Origin of the sequence: Mycoplana dimorpha (genome assembly GCF_003046475.1) — a bacterium.
GTDB classification, from domain to species: domain Bacteria; phylum Pseudomonadota; class Alphaproteobacteria; order Rhizobiales; family Rhizobiaceae; genus Mycoplana; species Mycoplana dimorpha.
The window spans coordinates 34,717-55,789 of record NZ_PZZZ01000006.1; the positions used below are offsets into that span (position 1 = coordinate 34,717).

The following is a 21,073-nucleotide window of genomic DNA, read 5'->3' on the forward strand; positions in this document are numbered from 1 at the left end:
CTCTGGAATGGATACGCCCGGCCGGAGCATAGGCCCCGACCGAGCCCCTTGAAAGATATTACTGGATAATGCCGAGCTTCTTGCAACCCTCGACGTATTCGCCGGTGCAGACTTCCTCGGGCTTCTGGATACCCTTGTCGAAGATCTCCGCCTTGATGTTTTCCGCCGTAACCACGGCCGGCACGAAGAGTTCGGACGGCGTATTGTAGAGCGTGGTCTTGGCTTCCGGGGTTTCGCCCTTCAGGAGCGTCACGGCGATGTTCGCCGCGGCGGCCGCCACAATTTCCGACGGCTTGGAAATCGTGTTGTACTGGTCACCCGAGATGATCAGTTGCAGGGCGGCGATCGTCGCGTCGTTGCCGGTGACCGGAGGAACCGGATTTACGCCGGCGGCCTTGAAGGCGGCGATCGCGCCACCCCCGGTGCCGTCGTTGGCTGCAACAACGCCCTTGATATCCGCACCAAAGCGGGTGATCTGGCCGGCGGCCCATTCCTGCGCCTTCGGCGGCGCCCAATCCGGCGTATCGAACTCGGCAAGCGTCTTATAGCCGGAGTCCTTCAGACCCCGATGGATGCCGTCGCGGATGAGACCTGCTGCGGCATCGGTCGGCGAGCCGTTGATCTGGAGAACGCCCGAACCTTCCGGCACGCCGCTCGCCTTCAGGTGCTCGACGAGCGACTGCGCGATTGCATGACCGATACCCTCGTTATCGAAGGAGACGTAGTAGTCGGCAGCCTTGTCGGGAATGGGCCGGTCATAAGCGACGACCTTAACCTGCTGCGACTGGGCGATCTCGACGAGGGCAGCGGCCGCAGCGGAGTCCACCGGGTCAAGGACGATGACCTTGGCGCCCTGGGCGATGACCGAATTGAACTGCTGCTGCTGGAGCGCGACGTCCGCATTGGCGTTCTGGTAGATGACGGTGCAGGTCGGGCAGAGCTTGGCCATTTCAGCCTTGAAGCCCGGATAGTCATGCTCTTCATAGCGGGTCGATGCCTGGTCCGGCATCAGGAAGGCGACGGTCGCCCCTTCCTGCGCGAAAGCAGAACCGGAAGCCAGTGCGGCAAGACCAATGGTCGCCAGCAGCACGGAACGAATTTTCATGTCTCATTCTCCTCCTTGAGTGGGGAAAGCCCGTGTCGAGAGACCATCCCGGACCGCTCCTCGCACCCACTCCGCGTCGCCTGTCACAAGGACGCAGATCACCGTTTTTCGCCGAGCACATCGGCGCCGCGGGATGTGGGCACTGGCAGAACGCCTCCCGGTCGACCCTCCACAGCCAACCTGTATCATCGATGGAGCACCGTTGCTCAATCGATGAAGCAAGAATTGCCACCTTGCCCGTTTGATGTCAAGTTGGCTTTCGGAGGAGGACTTCGTGAATCAGCAGCGCCCGCAGAAGAAGACGACGATCTATGATCTTGCCGAGCTCGCCGGCACATCGGCGAGTGCCGTCAGCGCCGTGCTGAACGGCAACTGGAAGAAGCGCCGGATCAGCAGCCAGCTCGCCGAGAAGATCACCCGCATCGCCGAGGAACAGGGCTATGCCGTCAACATGCAGGCGAGCCTGCTGCGGCGGGAGAAATCCCGCATCATCGGCATGATCGTACCGAAGTACGACAACCGCTATTTCGGTTCGATCGTCGAAACCTTCGAGATCATGGCGCGCGCGCGCGGGCTCTTCCCGATCATCACCTGCACGTTGCGCGATCCCGACCTCGAAATCGAAGCGGCGCGCACCATGCTGTCCTACCAGGTCGAATGGCTGATCTCGACCGGCGCCACCGATCCGGACCGCATCACCGATATTTGTCTCGCGGCGGGTACGCGCAGCCTCAATCTCGACCTGCCCGGCACCAAGGCGACCTCGATCATTTCAGACAACTTCGCCGGCGCGCGCGAGCTGACGAAGCGGACACTGATCAATGTCGAACAGAAGAGCGGCGCCATGGCGCCGCTACTCTTCATCGGCGGACGCGGCAGCGATCACAACACGGCCGAACGTATTCGCGGCTTCCGCATGGCCCACCAGGATCTCGGCGTCCCGATTGAGGAACACCATATTCTCGCCTGCGGTTACGCGCCGGAAAAGGCCGCGCAGGCGCTGAGCGCGATGGCGGCCAGCGAAGGCAGCGTGCCGCGCGGGATGTTCGTCAACTCCACCATCTCGCTCGAAGGCGTGATGCGCTGGATCAAGTCGTCACCGCTTTTCGATGCCGCACCGCCCATCATCGGCTGTTTCGACTGGGATCCCTTCGTTGCACTGCTCGGCCACGACATCGAAATGGCCCGGCAGGACGTACCCGGCATGCTGACGGCGGCCTTCGACATCGTCGAGAAGGGAAGCGGCGACACCGGAAAACTGATCGAAATCCCGCCTCTCTTCGCTTGACGCTGAGCTACCAGATCGACCGGTCAGCTGTTGGTCAATACTAAGGTGATTCAGCAAAGTGGCTGGAATCACGCCTTCCACCAAAAAGTCCTGAGGTGCTTTTCCAAAAAAGGTGAAGGTCGCTTGCCGACGCACTTCGCTGCTCGGTCGACCTGCCAATGCTTGAAGGTTCGCGGGGAGTCGAGGCTGAACTCGTGGGACCAAGGGAGGGAGCCTTGTGGCCAAAGGGGCACCTGATCTCAACACAGCCGAGGTAGTTAGCGAGCGCGCCGATCCACGAAGACTTGCCTCAAAGCGTCGGAGACGGCACGAATTGACGGGACGTTCTTGATCTCAGAGTGCACGATGAGCCAAACCTCTCGCGTCAGGACCGCATCGGGGTCGATTTTTTGAAGACTATCGGTTTCCGAGACGACGAAGTCGGGAAGCATGACCACGCCACCGTCAAGTCTCGCGGCAGCAGCCTGAACTTCCAAAACCGAGGAGCGAACCGTGATGGGTCGGCTGGCAGCATACTCGACCAAGCGCGTTTGCTGCGGAGATGCACTCATGCTCTCGTCATAACCGATAAAAGTCCATTCGCCGGGCGGCGTGATGTCCAGATAGGATGCTGTCGCGTAAAGCCGGAACTCCACCTCTCCGAGCTTGACGATTGAGAAATCGCCGCGCTCCGGTCGTGACAGCCGGATGGCGAGGTCTGCCTCACGCTGGTTCAGCGAGGCAAGGCGCGTTTCGCCGACTAACGTAATCGCGATCCCAGGATGATCGCGCCTGACCGAAACGATGGGTTTCGCCAGAAGCGCGGATGAAAGAGCCGGTGGCGCACTGATCCTGACATGGCCGCGCATCGCCGTTGGACTGTTGCGCCCGACCTGCTCGACAGCGGCGGCTTGCTCGGCCACAAGGGCAGCCTGCCGGGCAACCTGTTCGCCGTCAGCGGTGAGAACGACGCGCCGACCCCGCCTGTCCACAAGCTTGCGCCCCAAGCTGCTTTCCAGCGCCGTGACGCGTCGACTGACGGTCGCGTGCTCGACGCCGAGCTGTCTTGCCGCGCCGAGGAACGTTCCCGACTGCGCCAGCGCAAGGAAATGTCTCAGGTCTTCCCAGTTCATCTGTGTGAATTTTCTCCCAACCGATGTGAAGCAATAGGGAATTTTCACACATGCTGCCAGCGCTTATTTTTGCGCGCAGAAGTGGAGATCAGGATGACCGATCATATCATACTGCTGCAAGCGCCCGGCGGCACCACACAGTTCCGCATTGAAAATCAACCCGCCAGAGCGCCAGGCCCGGGCGAGGTTAGAATCCGCCAACAAGCCATTGGCACGAACTTCCTCGATATCTACCATCGCGAGGGTGTTTATCCGCTTCCATCCTACCCTGCGGTCATCGGCGCTGAGGCGGCAGGGGTTGTCGAAGCAGTCGGTGCTGGCGTCGTCGAGTTTGAGCTCGGCGACCATGTCGCCTATGCAGGCCCGCCTGTCGGTGCCTATTGCTCTACCAGGAACATCGTCGCTGAAAAGGTCGTCAAGCTGCCCGAAGCGATTTCGTCGAAGACGGCGGCCAGCTCACTGCTCAAGGGCATGACGGCCTATATGCTGCTCGAGAAGGTCTATGATGTCAGGGAAGGAAGTATAGTCCTGATCCATGCGGCCGCGGGCGGCCTTGGGAGTATCCTTGTTCGCTGGGCGAAATCGCTCAATGCCACGGTAATCGGTGCGGTCAGTACGCCCGAAAAAGCGTCACGCGCCGCTTCCTATGGAGCGGACCACCTTATCGTCGGGCGGGAAGCGGATATTGTTGCCGAGGTGAAAGAGATTACAGGCGGTGTGGGTGCCGACGTCGCCTACGACGGGATCGGCGGCGACATGCTTGTCAAAACCATCCGCTCCGTCCGCCCTTTCGGTACCGCCGTCACAATCGGCCAGGCGGCGGGACCTGTACCTCCCATCTCCATCGAAGAGCTGCGGCCCGGCAAGTCACTCTGCCACCCGAGCATCATGGCGTGGTGTTCTGACACCAACAGGTACCGTAATGCCGCAAATGCAGCGATCCGGGCAATGGAGATGGAAATCGTTTCCGAAATCGCCGCAGAATTCCATCTAAAGGACGTGACCAAAGCCCACGAGGAGATGGAGTCAGGACGGATAGCGGGCAGCGTCTTGCTGATCCCATAAATGGCAACCGATCGATGGCGGCTCGCCGCCTTAGCTGGCCGAACCCCGGGACTGGCAGCCTCGTCCGGCCTCGGTAACATGCCAGGAAAATCAAAGGACGTCGAAGGACTCGCGAACGCCCACTCCGATTGATGTTGCCCCTTTCAGGTCAGCTGCTATCTCGGCCTTGCGACTCGAGGAGAACCCTACCGCAGGCCAGCCCTATTACTGCGCCAATCACGACATCGACCATGCGAACATAGCCTGCTGTCTCAGGGCCTAGTGTAAGCACCAGGAGAAGAGAAACACCGGCTTGAATTGGCATGACCGGGCCCAGGTCGAAAGAACAGGCGATCATCATCGAAACGAACACTCCAATACCCGCTGCCGCAGTGAAATTGGGAATAAAGAGAACGATTTCTCCGACTAGGATGCCGATCGCTACCCCAAGGACAAGTCCCCAAGCCTGCTTCCGATGGCTGGCGATGCCAGGTCCCAACGCGACGATCGCAATAACCGCAGCGAATACCGGATGAGGGTGGCCAAACAGCTTCTGTGCAACCGCCCATGCCAAGGGCGCCGCGATCGTTGCTGCCGCAACCTCACGCCAGGCGCCTGACCATCTTGCCCACAGGGTACGGACCAAGGGCATTTCAATGCTCAATCATTACCCAAGCATCTCAAGGCGAATGACTCCCACGCCCGCCAGCCCGGGGAAGTCCGGCGAGCCCTGAAGCATTTTCCTGGCGCCACTTCGAGGCTTCCCACCCCCGACCACAAGCGGGCGCGGCCGACTTCGGCCGATTTGACGGCTGCGATCAGCGCGGCGGGATCCGACGTGTCGAAGCGCGTTGTCGAGATCACAGCGTCTAAGGCCAAGCCACTTGCGTTGCTCTGCCCAGGCGAGATGGGAGCGCAATTCCAGAGACCGCATGCCCCCGCCGCAGCAGTTCCGCTGTGATCGTCGACCCGATGCGGCCGCCAGGCCAATCAATGAGACCTTCAAGTCAGCCTCCCGCCCCTTCGCTATCGCTTCCGGATACGGATGTTCGACACAACGGCTTCGCCCAGGCTCGGCGTGAAATCGAGCTTGAGATATCCGTCGGCGACCTTTGTCGAAAAAGACTCGTCGATAGCCGTGCGGTACTTGCCTTTGGCGGCCTTCAGCACGTCGAAGTTTTCGAGCTCGATCTCGCCGTTCGCGACGACGTCGAAGACACGCTCGCCGATCTTCTTGGCCTTGTCCGGTTCAAGGAAACCAAGCGTGACCGTATAGTCACCGTCATCGAGCGGAACGAAATAGCTGAAAGTACCGCGACGGAAATTCTTGAACAGTTGCGGATCGTCCGTTCCCTGGACAGCGGTCGTGTCCAGCGGCGCATCGAGCCCCTTCGATACCAGCCAATCGCCCTCGCCGCCGATGAAGAAGTTGTCGGAGCCGAAGAGTTCGCCCGACGAAGATGCCGATGTGGACCCCGTCACATCCGGAGCGGTGGCGTCATCGAGGGCCAGCTTGTCGGGATGTTCCCCGGACATGAAGCCGGTCTCCAACTGGCCGGCCGCGATGTTGATGTTCTTTGTGTTCAGCGACCAGTCGACCGAATCCTTTATCGAGTCGTCCCCACGCTGCCCGACAGCCACCACCTTGTTGGCGCCCTGAGCCAGTCTGACGTTCTTGAACACGCACGTCTTCAGAAGGCATTGTTCCTGCTTCATCGCGCCGACCGGCCTGTCATTGACCGAGAGCTCGACCCGGTCGGCGTTGCTGTAGACCCTGACGTCGGCGATCGGGTAGGCGCGGTTCGTGTAGCGGCGGCTGGTGATGTAGGTCACCAGATCGGAACTCCAGTTCGCCTTGTAGAAGTAGAACGGATCCTTCCTGGTCTTGCGGTCGAAGCTGACGAGGCCCTTGGTGTTGACGTCCTGGACGTCACCCTCGTTGCGGAGACCGGTGGCGAAATCGAACATGTTCCAGACATAGGTGGCAAAGAGATAGTCGGTGGACAGGATCTTCGCATAGACCTGCTCGTGCACGAAGCTTGCGTATTCCTCCGGCTGATAGACGACGGGCAGGCCCGGGTTCCGGACCTCGGGCGGGCCGCCCAGTACATTGTCGGTGTGATGGGTCAGCGCTGCGCCGGCGCCGTACTCGGATATGCCGACGGGCTGGTCGGGATACCGCCCGCGCACGGCATCGAGTATGGTGGTCAGCCGCGCGACCGGGCCCGAATACCAGAGAGGATACTGGTTGCGGGCCCAGACATCGGTGATGCCGCCCAGATCGATGTAGTTGCCGTTCACTGGAGGCAGCGCCTGGGTGACGTTATCCGCGTAGGCCGTGACCCTATAGGGATCCTCGGCCTTGGCCGCCGCCTGCAACTCGCGAAAGACCGGGGTTAGATTGTCGGGCCAGGGCCCCGCACAGTCCTTGTGCATGTAGGTGGTTTCGTTGCCGAGGGCCCAGATGGCCACGGCAGCATGATTGAACTGCTGTCTGATCATCTCCTGCAACTGCTGGCGCGCACTGGCGCGGAAGGAGCGGGAGGCTTCGCTATGGGGGCACACCGACCGGCCTGCCTGTCCGATGATGACGGGGACATCCGTCGTGACGCCGATGCCGACAGGGAGTTCCGCCCAGGCTATGAGCCCCATGCGATCGAGCTTTTCAAGCATGTACTGGTCATAGGGATAGTGTGCGAGGCGAATGGTGTTGGCCCCGATCTCCTTGACCAGGGCCAACTTCTCGTCGACGTCGCTGGTCGTTTCGGCCCAGCCCTTGCGGTAGGTTTCCTGGTGTGTGGCGACCCCGTGCAGGGCGGCATGCTTGCCGTTCAGGAAGAATCCCTTCTCAGGATCGAAGCGCATTTCACGGATGCCGAAATCCTGCACAACCTTGTCGATGGCCTTGCCATCTTGCGTCAGCAGTTCGGCAAACAGCTTGTACTGGTAGGGATCTTCGATGCCATGCCACAGGTGCGGTCGGCTCACCTGAAGGTCGTGGGAGACCGCCACCCTGCCGCCCGCATCCAGCGATACGCTCTCCTCCGCGCTCTGCGCGACATGGCTGTCCGCGTCCAGCAAGGAGAGGCGAACCAGGTAGTCGGCGCCGGCCTGGGCATCGCTCTTCAGCTTGGCGCGCACGTTGACGGTGGCGCTATCGCGGGAGATGGCGGTGGTGGCAGCATAGACGCCTGGACCGCCCATGTCGCCGAGTTCGAAGTGCACCGCGTCGGCGGTTGATACCAGGGAAACATGACGGTAAAGGCCGCCGTACAAGATGAAATCGCCTCCCAACGGCGGAATGTCGGTCGGGTCGTCAGCTGCGGTGGGCGCGGTGTTATCTACCTTGACGAGCAGCACGTTCTTGCCGTTCGGAACCAACGTGTCCGTGACGTCGAACCGAAAGAGCGTGAACCCGCCCTTGTGTTGTCCGAGCTTGTGTCCGTTCAGCCAGACGTCGGCGACAAGGCTTGCCGCACCGAATTCCAGCCACTTGCGCGCTCCCTTCGCCGGTGTGTCGAACTCCAGCCGATACCAGCCGAGACCGCGCTTGTAGGGTGAGGTGTTGCCGGTCGTGGCAGCGTCGGCATTCCAGGTATGGGGCAGGTTTACCGTTTCCCAATTGGTTGCCCTGGAAGCCAGCGCGTCATCGTCGCTGAGATTGTTGTCGAAGGTGAATTTCCAGCCCTGCATCAGGGGTGTCGTCGTCCGCAGCTGCGCCGCGATGGCACCTGGCTGGCCGACTGTTCCCGTGGTGCTCGGGTCGGTTGCGGCGGGCGGTGCGCCCTGGGCCAGGGCCATGCCGTTGAGCGTCGAAAGAAGCAGAAACCCGGCAATCCAAACGCGTTTCATGTTCCTTCTCCCTTCGGCCCGAAGGACCGCTTGTGAAAAGAACGCGCCAATGCCCGTCGTCAGCTCGCTGCACCTAAAACCTTCGAGATTGCCGCTGCAACATCAGGCTTTCTTAAAACCAAGGTCATTGCATGGTCCAAATGCGGCATGGCTATGCTGCGATGCCATGCCCATCCGGGCCGGGCCCGCCAGCAGGCCTTGGACCGGATGCAGGAAACTGGGACGACACGCCGACATGCAGAACCGCACGGGATCGGTTTCGTTCCGGACACACGACAGGAAAACACAGGCCAAAACGGGAGCGCCGCGGTGGCGCATTGGCGGAATGGCCCCTCACGCCCCGACCCAGCGGCTGCGCAGGAAAAGCGCCGCCATCTTGGGCCGGCGGTCGCGGGTGAACACACCCTTGTAGTTCATGCTCCCCGCACGCCCGACGCCCTGGACGGTCCTGAAATCGGCAAATGCCCAGACATGCATCCCGGCCATGAACGGACGCTGCGCTGCGACATCGAGGTAGCGGCGCAAGAATTCCACCTGATATTCCTCGCTCCACATCTCGGGCGGCAGGCTATGCGTGCCCGGCAGCGCGTCGGTACCAAACTCGGTGATGATGATCGGCCTGGCGAATGATTGGTGCAATTCGTCCAGGTCGCGTGCCAGCGCCGCGGCTGCCTGATCGAGCCGGCCGCCCAGGCCACCATACCACCCATAGTAACGATTTATGCAAATCACATCGAATGGTTTGTGCCATTCGCGCGGCCCGCCGCCGACCCCGACGAGCGTGACCGGCCGCGTTCCGTCGAGCCGGTGTGCCTCGTCATAGACCCGGCGAAAGAACTGCGTGCCGGCGTCAATCGCCGTCTGCTTCAGCGCTGGCGACAGAGGAACCTCATCGTTTGGCGCGCGAGCCACCGGCTCGTTTGCCACGCACCACATGATCGTGCTCGGATGGTTCTTGTCGCGCGCGATCAACTCGCGCAGTTGCGACTGCGATTGCATGAGGCGCTGCTCAGTGAGTTGCTGCGAATCCGCCATATTCAAGCCGACGGCGGGGATTTCGTTGATCACCAGCACGCCACGCTGATCGGCCAGCTGCATCACCTCTTCCGGATAGGGGTAATGCGACGTGCGGTAGGAGTTGGCGCCGATCCAGCGCAGCAGCTCATAGTCGCGGATCCACACCGGCAGGTTCAGGCCACGGCCGCTGAGCGCAAAATCCTCGTGCTTGCCAAAACCGGTGAGCTTGATCGGCTGGCCGTTGAGCAGGATCTGGTCGCCCCGGACCGCGACCGTGCGGATGCCGATGTCGAGGGCGTAAATGTCGACGACCCGCGCCTGGTCGGTCAGTGTGACGGTCAATCGGTAGAGGTACGGATCCTGTGGGCTCCAGAGCCGTGCCCCCGGCACGCGCAGAGTGGCCTCGGCCATGCCGGCGCGGAACACGAGGTCGGCCTCGATGCCGTCCAGGCGCGCCTTTCCGGTGCCTGCTTCGGCGCCGACGGTCGCGACCTTCAGGTTGACGATGCCGTCACCGCCTTCGATCGTTGTCACGACCGTGATGTCATCGATGTGCACGGCTGGGACTGCACAGAGCCACACCTGGCGGTGCAGCCCCGAATAGGGGAAGAAGTCGTAGGTCGTCCCGGGGAAACCGGCCGCGACGCCAAGCACCCCGCCACCCCCGGGAGGCGGGCCGGGCGGCACCCGCTCCGGCTTCGGCTCGTTCTCGACCGCGATGGCGATGACGTTTGCCCGCTCCCAGGCCAGCTGTTGGGTGATCTCGACCGCAAAGGGCAGGTTGCCGCCGAGGTGCTCCGTCACGAGCGAGCCGTTGACCCATACCCTGGCGGCATAGGTCGCCGATCCGACGCGCAGGATCACGCGCCGGCCACGCCAGCCCGAGGGCACCCACACCTCGATTCGGTACCAGGCGAGCCCGACATAGGTGTGAGCGTCGTCGAACAGGTCGTTCCAGCTGCACGGCACCGGGATCGTCCGCGGGCTAGGAAGGGCCTGGAACCAGCCCTGCGCTTCGCCCTGTCCATGCGGGTCCATCTGGAACTGCCACAATCCTGAGAGATCGATCAGATCGCGAGTTTCGTTTCGCTGCGGATAGAGCAGCCCCTGCCCTGGAGAGGTTGAATTCGGCGACGGAAGGGGCTCGGAGGGGCTTTGAGCGGCCGCGGGAGCGCCTGCCACGGAGATGGCCCCCGCCATCGCCGAGGCCCATAGGAGGTCGCGTCGACTAACCGAAAGGGGGCTCGGAGCCGGATCGCCAATGGTGGATGATTGCTGCAACGACAAGCTCCTCGGCCCGTCTGCACAAGCATGCGAAGGTACCATCTGCCCGTTCGAATTCCTAGCGTCCCCGCCAGTCAAATCACAACCGCCAGGCTCGAAGATGACACGCGCCCTGCTCGCAGCGATTCCGCACTGGCGGTCGAACATCGATCTGCCTCGCCCATCCCGATGCGGCTCCAGATCTGGCCTCGAGATCCGGCTCTGTCAGTCGTGGAGAAACGGAAGCGGGCGATTTTGAATGCAAGCCGGCATTGCAAGTGGCATTATCACCAGAGTGCCCCAATGACGTGATAGCGGTTGATGACCATGCGCTGACCGGGGGGCGAAAAGAGCCCGGTTTTCAGAACGGTTGAACGGCAAATGGCACCGGAGCAACGTGTATCCGTGCGGATTTGCGGTGCGGTTCCTCAAAACGGGCAAAGGCGGTCGATTGCTCTGGGAGCGTTTATAGGCCGACCGCCGCTCAGTGCCAAAGCCGGATCAGACCAAGGGCGCCGTCCTGTCCCTGCCGGCCTGGCGAAGGAGCAAAGATGGCAACGACACGCGGAACCGGGACTCGGAGTACGAGCAACTTCGCGTCGATATTCATTTTCATCGCCCTGATTATTGGCGCGGTCGCTGGCGCAGCCGTCGGCTGGACCCTTGGTGGCAGGGTCGGTGACAGACTCCTTTCAATCTTTGCGGCGCTGTTCGCGCTGGTGATGATCTGGTTGCTTCGCCACTTCCTCGGAGACTCCTACCCCGACCTCTTCGCGAGGCCGCGCGACAAATCCATTCCGCCCGCTTTCTGGCTCGGCGTCGTCTTTTCATCGGTGATCGGCGGGCTGGCTGGACATGATATCGGCCTGCTCTTCGGCGTTACCACGGGCGCTCTTTTCGGCCTGACGTCGGGAACGGTCGCCGGGGCAAGCATGGCGATGCTGGTGATTGTGTATCTGCATGAGCATCCCGAGGAACACTCCGAATTCTAGTCGTCCGCCGGCGGACGAGAAGACCATGGAACGCCAGATTGGGAAGGTAATTGCAGATGGGGCGTGACGATTCTACCAACTGGATGTGGTCGGAAGCCATCGCCATGCTGATGCGAGCCGAGCAACTGCACCGCAACTTCTTCCAGCCGCGGGGGCCGTCGCAGCAGCCGGCATGGGAGCCGCCCGTGGACGTGCTGGAACTCGCCGACGAAGTGGTGATCATGGTCGCCCTTCCTGGCATAGAGCCGAATTCGGTCGACGCCGCCATCCAAGGCGACGTGCTCATTGTGGCGGGCCGCCGCCCACCTCCGCCGCAACTGCGCACAGCCGTCATTCACCGGTTGGAGCTGCCACAAGGCCGCTTCGAGCGCAGCATTCCCTTGCCGCCGGGCCGCTACACCTCGGTGCAGCGAAGTGCGGCCTACGGCTGCCTGGTGTTCACCCTGCGCAAAGGCGACTGATGGCGAAACCCATGACTCATCGGAACGAATTGATGCGGGGAGCAGAAACCGGTTCTGGCGCCGAACCCGCCCCGCCACCACCCGCGACAGCGCTGCCGGGCGACGCCATGATCATCCTGGTGGTGCGCAACGCCGTCATCTTTCCGGGCACGGTCTTTCCGGTCACCATCGGCCGCGAGCCTTCGATCCTGGCCGCTCAGCAAGCGCTGCGCGATGAGCAGCCGGTCGGCGTTCTGATGCAGCGCGATGCAGAGCTTGCCGAACCTTCAGCGCTCGATCTGCACCGGATCGGCACGGTCGCGAACATCCTGCGGTACGTCAACACGCCGGACGGCAACCATCACCTTGTCCTGCAAGGGGACCAACGGTTCAGCGTGGTCGACTTCGTTCGTGAGCGGCCCTACTTTACCGCCCGGGTGCAGCGCATCGAACAACGCCAGGAACTGACGCCGCAGATCGAGGCACAGGCCATCCATCTGCGCCAGCAGGCCGTCGAAGGGCTGCAACTCCTGCCGCAGGTGCCGCAAGAGATGATCGGCGCGCTGCAGGCGGCCACCGCACCGGATGCGCTGGCCGATCTGGTCGCCGCCTATCTCGACATCAAACCCGAAGAGAAACAGGAGCTGCTTGAAACCGTCGACGTTTCGGCGCGCCTGGACAAGGTGTCCCGATATCTGGCGCAGCGGCTGGAGGTGCTGCGGCTGACCCAGGAAATCGGCCGACAAACCAAGGCATCGCTCGATGAGCGGCAGCGCGAGGCGATCCTGCGCGAACAGATGGCGGCGATCCAGAGGCAGCTCGGCGACACCGAAGGCCGTGGCCCGGAAATCGCCGATCTCAGCGAGGCGATCGCCAAAGCCGATATGCCGCCGGAGGTCGAGGAAATCGCACGCAAGGAGTTGCGCCGTTACGAGCGCATGCCGGAGGCTGCCGCCGAATCCGGCATGGTGCGCACCTATCTCGACTGGCTTATCGAACTGCCCTGGGCCCTGCCGCAGGAAAAGCCGATCGACGTCGCAGAGGCCAGGCGCATTTTGGACGAAGACCATTTCGGGCTCGACAAGATAAAGCGCCGCATCGTCGAGTATCTCGCCGTACGCAAGTTGGCGCCCACGGGCAAGGCGCCCATTCTGTGCTTCGTCGGTCCGCCCGGCGTCGGCAAGACCTCGCTTGGCAGATCCATCGCCAGGGCGATGGATCGCCCCTTCGCCCGCATCAGCCTTGGCGGCGTTCATGACGAGGCGGAGATCAGGGGGCATCGGCGCACCTATATCGGTGCGTTGCCGGGAAACATCATTCAGGCGATCCGCAAGGTCAAGGCGCGCAACTGCGTCATGATGCTGGACGAGATCGACAAGATGGGGCGCGGCATCCAGGGCGATCCGTCGGCGGCCATGCTCGAAGTGCTTGACCCCGAACAGAACAGCACGTTCCGCGACAATTATCTCGGGGTTCCGTTTGATCTGTCGCATGTGGTCTTCATTGCAACCGCAAACATGCTGGATACCGTGCCAGGTCCCCTCTTCGACCGCATGGAGATCATCAGCCTTGCCGGCTACACAGAGGGCGAGAAGTTCCAGATCGCGAGGCGGTATCTGGTGCCCCGACAGGCGGAAGCAAATGGGCTGAAGCCGGAGCAGATCGCGATCGATGACGAAGCGATCCGGCGCATCATCGGCGACTACACCCGCGAGGCGGGTGTGCGCGGCCTCGAGCGGGAGATCGGCCGCGCCCTGCGCAATGCGGCGGTAAAAATCGCCGAAGGCAGCGCGGCGACCGTGCGGATCGGGGCGGCCGACCTCGACGCGATTCTCGGACCACCGCGCTTCGAAAACGAGGTCGCAATGCGCACAAGCGTTCCGGGCGTGGCGACCGGCCTCGCCTGGACGCCCGTCGGCGGTGACATCCTGTTCATCGAGGCGACGCGCATTCCGGGAAGGGGCAATCTCATTCTCACCGGACAGCTTGGCGAGGTCATGCGCGAGAGCGCCCAGGCCGCCTTCAGCCTTGTCAAGAACCGCGCCGCATCGCTCGGCATCGATGAGACGCTGCTGGAGAAAATCGACGTCCACGTGCACGTGCCCGCCGGCGCGACGCCGAAGGACGGTCCGAGTGCTGGGGTTGCCATGTTCACCGCGCTCGTGTCGCTATTGACCGGCCGCGCCGTGCGCAGCGACACGGCCATGACCGGGGAGATCAGCCTGCGCGGGCTGGTGCTGCCTGTTGGCGGCATAAAGGAAAAGGTCGTCGCGGCGGCTGCGGCCGGGATCACGCGCGTGATGTTGCCTGGCCGCAACCGCCGCGACTTCCCCGATATTCCCGAAGAGGTCCGCGACAAGCTGGAATTCATCTGGCTGGAGAAAGTCGACGATGCGATCGCGGCCGGCCTGACCGACGCCCCGGACGGAGAAGATGGCGAACCAGACGGTGCGGAAGAAGGGGGCGAATAACCACGTTCAGGCGGTCCTTGCCAAACTCAACGCCGCAAACAGGATCGAAGTCAGCTGCGCCTGCGCAGCGAACTCTGGCTTCTACTTGCCAATGATACCGCCATTGCGAACGAAATTGCGTGCGGCTCCGCGCAATGTCATCTCACCCGAAGCCGCCGTCGCTTCTCGGACCCGATTCAAACCCTCCCTATCTGCGAATCTCAGTCGGAACGGAAACCGCCCGACCTGATCTCTTCGGTGCGCGCAGCATGGAGGGCACTGCCGATGAGCCGGATCACTGATTGCCTGCCGTAACGCGGAAGATCGTGCCATTGGCATCGTCGCTGACCAGCAGGGCACCGTCCCGGGTGACCGCGATGCCGGCCGGGCGGCCCCAGACCGTGTCCTTGTCCAGCACGAACCCGGTCATGAAGTCTTCATAGACGCCGGTTGGCTTGCCATCCTTCATGCGGGCACAGATCACCTTGTAGCCGGTCCGTTCCTGCCGGTTCCAAGACCCGTGCATGGTCGCAAATGCGTCGCCCCGGTACTCCGCTGGAAACGCATCCTTGTCGTAGAAGACAAGTTGCAACGTGGAGGAATGCGCCTGGAGTAGGACATCCGGCACGGTCACCTTGCTCTGGAGGTCGGGGCGCTCGCCGGCATGGGCCGGATCCTCGTTGCCGCCGGTGTAGTACCATGGCCAGCCGTAGAACCCGCGGTCCTTCACGCTGGTCAGGAAGTCGGGCACCAGGTTGGCGCCGAGATGGTCCCGTTCGTTGCCGGTGCACCACAAGGTGCCCGTACCCGGCTGAATGGTCATGCCCGAGCAATTGCGGATGCCGGTCGCAAAGTTGCGGACCTTCTCGCCTTCCGAATCGAACACACGCACCACGGCCCGATTCTCTTCGTCGCCCCAGGCTGCACCGAGCCCGTGCGTTTTCTCGAAGGCCTTGATCTCCTCCGGGTTCTTCTCCGACATCCCCGTCGCGACGTTTGTAGAAGAGCCGATCGAGACAAAGATGCGTTGACCATCCGGGGACACCGCCAGGTCGCGCGTCCAATGCCGCTTGGTAGGTATATCGGGAATAATGATGTCGGCGGGCCCGGTCGCCTTGCGGTCGCCGGCCTTGTACGGGTAGCGAACGACCTGGTTGGTTGCGCCCACATAGACGTATCGCGGTTCGGCCGGCGGATAGAAGGCGATGCCGAAGGGCTTCTCCAGCCCCTCGGCAAAGACCTCGGGCTTGGCCGGCGCATCATTGGCCGCGTCGGCGGCAAAAACCAGGATGCGTCCGCTGGCGCTTTCCGCCACGAAGATATCGCCGTCAGGGGCGATCCGGATGACGCGGGGCTGGTTCAGGCCGCTGGCGAACACCTGCACGGTGAAACCTGCCGGGACATCCGGCATCTTGCCTTCGGGCGCCGGCACAACCTTCGCCATGTTCTCGAAATCCGGCGCTTCAGGATCGTTTTCGGTGAGGCTCGGCGGCGGCAGGTCGGCCGCCGTGATGTGCCGGGCGACGCCCGGGGCATCGTCCTGCCAGGTGCCGAAGGCCTTGTCGCCGGTCCGCACCTCCTGCGCCTGCGCAGGCGCGAGCAAAGCGAGCACCAGTGAGGCGGCGGTGGCCGCGCCTGCGAGGCTGGCAAGTTCCTTGCGTGAAGACGGCATGACAGTTCTCCGTTCCGTTACAGAAACCCGGCCCCACGCCACTGAAGGAAGGTATGGCGCCGCCGAGACCTGTCAATGATCGCTGTCCGTTATATTGCAGCGGCATTCGCCCACTGCGCCGCCAAGACGAAGGGCTTGGTTGAATGGCAGGGGATCGTAATCGGCGCCATCGGGATTTCGGCTGTTCCAACCTCCGAGCAGCGAAACCCGCTGGCGTGCTGGTGTACAGTCTTAAGCACACGTTTGCCGGGCTGCACCACGGTCATCCTGGTCACCACAGTATCCGGGCGAGTTGGTCGTGCCCCCCGACGCGGGCGGCTTTGCTGTTCAAGGCTGCAGCGGCGCGCAAGTTTCTTGACTCGCTTCAAAACGAGAACACACTTGAAGACCTGTCGTGTAGCCCCGGCGGCGTGTTCCCGTGAGGCACAGGCTCGACGATACAGGCCCGGGCACTGCACCCGCTGTTCCGGGACATGGCCGACTACGGCGCATCAGGTGGCTCACGGCGCCGACTACCATCGCCTCATGTAATCGCCCGAGCGCTTCAGAAGTTCAGGCAAGGCACTTATGGCCTCTCGGAGATCAGAAGAAAAAACGCCGTCCCGAACGACTGAGACCGCCCAGCCTCGCGCGGCCGCGGCGGCGCTGGCGCCCTTCCGAAACCGTGTGTTCCGACTGCTCTGGCTGGCGACGGTCGTGGCCAATATCGGATCCTGGATGTACAACGCTTCGGCAGGCTGGCTGATGACAAGCCTCAATGCTGATCCGCTGATGGTGTCATTGGTCCAGGCCGCGGCCAGCCTGCCGCTGTTTCTTTTCGCGCTGCCGGCCGGCGCGCTCGCCGACATCGTCGACCAGCGCCGCTTCATCCTCATCCTCGAGATCCTCGTTGCCCTCGTCGCGGTGACATTTGCCGCCCTGCTGTCCGCCGGTTACGTGACGCCCGCAATGCTGCTGTTGTTCATGCTGGCGATTAGCACATTGGCGGCGCTGGAGGCCCCGGCCTGGCAGTCCATCGTTCCGCAGCTCGTTGCCAAGGAAGATCTCCCGGCGGCCGTGGCGGCCAACAGCGTCGGCATCAATATCAGCCGTGCCATTGGGCCGGCACTGGCCGGCATCGTCATCACCGCGTTCGGGATCACCGCACCGTTCTGGCTCGATGCGTTCAGCAACATGGGCGTGATCGGCGTCTTTCTGTGGTGGCGACGATCGAAGGCCCCTCCGACGCACCGACTTCCGGCGGAGCGGTTCGCCAGCGCCATTCGTACCGGGCTGCGATACACTCGCAACAACCGGCATCTGCGGGCAACCCTGGTGCGCGCCACGGGATTCTTCCTGTTTGCCAGTGGCTATTGGGCGTTGCTGCCGCTTGTCGCGCGCACCCAGATTGGCGGCGGCGCCGACATCTACGGCATGCTTCTGGGGGCGATCGGACTGGGGGCGGTTGGCTTTGCGTTTTTCCTGCCGCGGCTGAGAGAGAAGTTCAGTCCGAACGGCATCGTGGTCCTCGGTGAAATCGGCACGGCCGTGACGCTGGTGCTGTTCGGCTTGGCGAGGGAACCGATTATCGCATTGGCGGCCAGCCTGATAGCCGGCATGTCCTGGATCGCCACGCTCTCCAGTCTGAATGTATCGGCACAAGTGGTCCTGCCCGACTGGGTGCGCGGCCGAGGCCTTGCGATGTATGTATGCGTGTTCTTTGGCAGCATGACGCTGGGCAGCATCATCTGGGGGAGCCTTGCCGAATTTGTCGGGCTGCCGCTGACCCATTTCGTCGCCGCGGGCGGGGCGCTGCTGGCGATTCCGCTGACATGGCGCTGGAAACTCCAGACCGGGGATAGCATCGACCTCTCGCCTTCCATGCACTGGCCTGAGCCCATCATCACCGAGCCGGTCGAAGCCGATGCGGGCCCGGTGATGGTGACCGTCGAGTACCGGATAGACCCCAAGGATCGTGAAGCGTTTCTTGCGGCTGTGGAACAGTTGTCGCATGAGCGAAGGCGTGACGGAGCATATGCCTGGTGCATCTTCGAAGATCCAGCCGTCAAGGGGCGATACATGGAGACGTTTCTGCTTGAATCATGGCTGGAGCATTTGCGCCAGCACAGGCGCGTGACGACCGCCGACCGCCTTATCGAAGACAAGCTCGGTTCCAAGCTGCTCGGCAAGCCGACGGTGACCCATCTCATCGCTGCCGAGCGCAATCAGCATCGGTGAGCACGAGCGGCCGGTCACGGGCGGTGGCGCGGTTTCGATGTCGAAGCCATTTGCGGGATCAGCGCCGAGCCGTCCGCCTCCCATCCGCCGGCACGGCGTGCGCCTTGATCTCGACGGAAAAGCGGCGGCGGCTGTAGCGGTGAGATGCGGATCAGTCTAGCTGCAGTGCTTCGTCATGCCAGCACCTATCGCCGCGGCTGACATCAATCAGGCCCCGGTTCAAGGCATTCGTCAGCTTCTGCATGGAGTATTATCGCAGCCGTGAGCGCGATCAGATCCCGCGCTACTTCGTCGAGAAGATCTCCCCGCGATAGGGGGCTTGTCCGCGCCTTCGCCGTTTCAACGTGTCACGGTCAACTGCTGCTCCAACGCGGCGGAGAGTTCCGATGCGCTGAAGCCGCCATCGTGTCGAACGCCATTGATGAAGAAGGTCGGCGTGCCATTGACCCCGCTACGCACGCCGCCGAGAAAATCGGATCGCACCCGTTCGGCGTGGAGGAAACTGGCAAGCGAATCGCGTAGCCCGATTTGCGAGAGCTTCAGCGTTCCCGCGATGGCGAAGAGAAGGGGTACCCCCAGCCGAGGCTGGTTTGCGTAGATCGCATCGTGCATTTCCCAGAACACGCCGTTGTCACCGGCATATTCGGCGGCCTCGGCCGCCGTCAGGGCGAGAGGATGGACTTCCTCCATCGGGAAGTGTCTGAAGACGACGCGCAGCGCGCGGCCGTACTGGCGTTCCATCAGCCCCACGATCGGGTTGGCCATGGCGCAGTACGGGCATTGGTAATCGCCGTATTCGACCAGCGTCACGTCGGCATCGTTGCCGCCGCGAATATGGTCACGCGCGCTAACGGGCACTCTAAGTTGCGACATTGGTTGTCTCCGGGGCTGGCATCATGTCCAGGGCATCCAGGATTCCGTCCGCTCCCGGATTGATCCCCACCGGGGAGAGGAAGCTCCAGGCAATCTTTCCCTGCTCATCGACGATGAAGAGGGCGCGGGCACTCTCGCCGACGTTGTCTTGATAGGCGCCGTAGGCACGCGATACCGCCCCCTTTGGCTCGAAGTCGGACAGCAGCGGGAAATGCAGGTTGCGGTCGTGAGCGAATGCCTGGTGACACCACGCCCCATCGACCGAAATTCCGACGAGCTCGGCGCCTTTCTTTCGAAACTCCGCCAGCACGTGATTGTAGAGCGACATCTGGTCTCCGCAAACCGGGCTCCAGTCGGCCGGGTAAAAGGCAAGGATGACGCGACGGCCGCGGAATTCCGACAGCGACAGTTTCTGATCCGGCGTGGCGTTCAAAGTGAAGTCGGGCGCGGTGGTGCCAGGTGAAAGGATGGTTGGCATATGTGCTTCCTATCGAAGGACGCGAAGCCCGCGGGCCGGGGAACATATATGGCGATGAGCGCCTTGGCTGCGCGATCGCAGCGCGTAACGGAAAGGCTATTGCCTTTCATCGACGGGAGCATTGACACCCGTCAGTTTTTGACTGCGTGGCGTTGCGCCCGGTCCAGCGGCTGTCGAAGCGATGGGTATCAGCTCTTTCGGATGCGATCCAATGCCTGCCTGATGCTATTTGCGCTGCTTGCGAGTTGCTCACGCTCTTCGTCAGACATTGCCGGCTCCGCTGTCTTTACGACGCCAATCCGGCCCACGACGCTTGGCAATGACAGAAAAACGCCGACGCTGTCCTGGAAACTACCGATCGGAATGATGGCATGTTCATCGGCCAGCACGATTTCGCAAATGCGGGCAGATGCGATGCCGATCCCGTACTGACTTGCGTCATGTCCCTCGATAATTGCGATATTCGCATAGCGCACGGCGTCTTCGAGCGCCGGCCGTACCTTCTCGAGCTTCTCGCCTCGTTGCTCACACAGTGCGGGGACCGGGATCCCTCCGATACGCGCAGAGGACCAAAGAAACACCTGCGACGTGCCATGCTCGCCGACCACCTGCGCCTCGACAGAGGCGGGATCGATGTCAAAATGCCGGCCCAAATGGATCCGGAACCGCAGACTGTCCAGAAAGGTCCCGGCACTGAGCACCCGGCTGTGACCGGCGATCTCGCGCGTGATGTCGGCCAGCGGGTCGGGTGGGTCGGTCACGACAAGGAGAACGGCACCAGCCGCCGCGCCGGCGATCCTGGGCACGATGTCGCGATAGATCTCAGCGTTTTTACCGAGCAGTCTCAGTCGTCCTTCCGGATCATTGCGGTTGGTTGCGCCGCCGGCCTTTTCATTCATCCCGGAAGTGATCACCACGACACCTGCACCTTTCAGCGCGTCGTAGTCGCCGGCGACGATGTCAAGCCTGCGTCCGAGCGGGGTGCCGTACTGGATATCCGCTGCCACGGCGTCAGCGGTCTTGCGTGTCCGGTTGACGAGCACGATCTCCCTGGCGCTTCCACGAACCGCAGCCGCCATAGCGCATGCAGAGCCCACGTTTCCGGTGCCGACTATTCCTATCTTCATGTGACCGCTCTCGGCATCTCAAACGCGATTTGAGCAGAAATCGGGTCCACCGGCTTCGACCGAACGCAGTTCAAGGCACCGTTCACCAAGCTGCTCGCGGCATGCCCGACAAGGGATGACCTTGCGAGCAAGCGGCCTGTCGG

The 21,073-nt window shown here is 62.5% G+C and carries 15 protein-coding genes; 6 read left to right on the top strand and 9 right to left on the bottom strand.

The annotated features are described in order from the left end of the window. Positions 1-58: 58 nt before the first annotated feature. Complete coding sequence (locus C7449_RS14915; RefSeq protein ID WP_108003696.1) at positions 59-1,105, bottom strand: ABC transporter substrate-binding protein; 1,047 nt, start codon at positions 1,103-1,105, stop codon at positions 59-61. 274 nt (positions 1,106-1,379) lie between these two features. Between C7449_RS14915 and C7449_RS14920 the strand changes: the two genes are divergently transcribed. Then, on the top strand, positions 1,380-2,393 hold the full coding sequence (locus tag C7449_RS14920) for a LacI family DNA-binding transcriptional regulator (protein ID WP_108003945.1): 1,014 nt from the start codon (positions 1,380-1,382) through the stop codon (positions 2,391-2,393). 257 nt (positions 2,394-2,650) lie between these two features. Here the strand turns inward: C7449_RS14920 and C7449_RS14925 are convergent, their stop codons facing one another. After that, on the bottom strand, positions 2,651-3,553 hold the full coding sequence (locus C7449_RS14925) for a LysR family transcriptional regulator (RefSeq protein WP_108003697.1): 903 nt from the start codon (positions 3,551-3,553) through the stop codon (positions 2,651-2,653). A 45-nt stretch (positions 3,554-3,598) separates the two neighbouring features. On the opposite strand from C7449_RS14925, the gene C7449_RS14930 reads away from it, so the two are divergent. Continuing rightward, positions 3,599-4,570, top strand: coding sequence for a quinone oxidoreductase family protein (locus C7449_RS14930; RefSeq protein ID WP_108003698.1), 972 nt, complete (start codon positions 3,599-3,601; stop codon positions 4,568-4,570). A gap of 148 nt (positions 4,571-4,718) precedes the next feature. Here C7449_RS14930 and C7449_RS14935 read toward each other — a convergent pair whose 3' ends face one another. From C7449_RS14935 to uidA, 3 genes are all read right to left on the bottom strand, one after another. Continuing rightward, positions 4,719-5,213 carry an FUSC family protein gene (locus C7449_RS14935; RefSeq protein ID WP_245414404.1) on the bottom strand — a complete coding sequence of 165 codons (495 nt, stop codon included), beginning with the start codon at positions 5,211-5,213 and terminating at the stop codon, positions 4,719-4,721. A 362-nt stretch (positions 5,214-5,575) separates the two neighbouring features. Then, entirely contained in the window at positions 5,576-8,401 is a 2,826-nt protein-coding gene (locus tag C7449_RS14940) for a glycoside hydrolase family 2 TIM barrel-domain containing protein (RefSeq protein WP_108003700.1), read from the bottom strand. Between the two features lie 333 nt (positions 8,402-8,734). Beyond that, entirely contained in the window at positions 8,735-10,618 is a 1,884-nt protein-coding gene (gene uidA / locus C7449_RS14945) for a beta-glucuronidase (RefSeq protein WP_210204740.1), read from the bottom strand. Between the two features lie 614 nt (positions 10,619-11,232). Here uidA and C7449_RS14950 point away from each other — a divergent pair. From C7449_RS14950 to lon, 3 genes are read left to right on the top strand one after another with little or no spacing between them, the layout of a single operon-like run. Beyond that, entirely contained in the window at positions 11,233-11,673 is a 441-nt protein-coding gene (locus C7449_RS14950) for a hypothetical protein (protein ID WP_108003702.1), read from the top strand. Positions 11,674-11,729: 56 nt separating this feature from the next. After that, positions 11,730-12,134 (top strand): Hsp20/alpha crystallin family protein, encoded by a 405-nt coding sequence (locus tag C7449_RS14955; protein ID WP_108003703.1) that lies wholly within the window; start codon positions 11,730-11,732, stop codon positions 12,132-12,134. Between the two features lie 32 nt (positions 12,135-12,166). Further along, positions 12,167-14,584 carry an endopeptidase La gene (lon, locus tag C7449_RS14960; protein WP_108003946.1) on the top strand — a complete coding sequence of 806 codons (2,418 nt, stop codon included), beginning with the start codon at positions 12,167-12,169 and terminating at the stop codon, positions 14,582-14,584. 274 nt (positions 14,585-14,858) lie between these two features. Here the strand turns inward: lon and C7449_RS14965 are convergent, their stop codons facing one another. Further along, entirely contained in the window at positions 14,859-16,235 is a 1,377-nt protein-coding gene (locus tag C7449_RS14965; protein ID WP_108003704.1) for a PQQ-dependent sugar dehydrogenase, read from the bottom strand. 567 nt (positions 16,236-16,802) lie between these two features. Here C7449_RS14965 and C7449_RS14970 point away from each other — a divergent pair. Next, positions 16,803-18,452 (top strand): MFS transporter, encoded by a 1,650-nt coding sequence (locus tag C7449_RS14970; RefSeq protein ID WP_108003705.1) that lies wholly within the window; start codon positions 16,803-16,805, stop codon positions 18,450-18,452. Positions 18,453-18,791: 339 nt separating this feature from the next. Here the strand turns inward: C7449_RS14970 and C7449_RS14975 are convergent, their stop codons facing one another. The 3 genes from C7449_RS14975 to C7449_RS14985 form a co-directional block, all read right to left on the bottom strand. Then, on the bottom strand, positions 18,792-19,325 hold the full coding sequence (locus C7449_RS14975; RefSeq protein ID WP_108003706.1) for a DsbA family protein: 534 nt from the start codon (positions 19,323-19,325) through the stop codon (positions 18,792-18,794). After that, complete coding sequence (locus C7449_RS14980; protein WP_108003707.1) at positions 19,312-19,803, bottom strand: redoxin domain-containing protein; 492 nt, start codon at positions 19,801-19,803, stop codon at positions 19,312-19,314. The genes C7449_RS14975 and C7449_RS14980 overlap by 14 nt, the downstream gene beginning before the upstream one ends. A 188-nt stretch (positions 19,804-19,991) precedes the next feature. Continuing rightward, positions 19,992-20,930: a lactate/malate family dehydrogenase gene (locus tag C7449_RS14985; RefSeq protein WP_108003708.1), complete on the bottom strand. Its 939-nt coding sequence runs from the start codon at positions 20,928-20,930 to the stop codon at positions 19,992-19,994. Positions 20,931-21,073 lie beyond the last annotated feature (143 nt).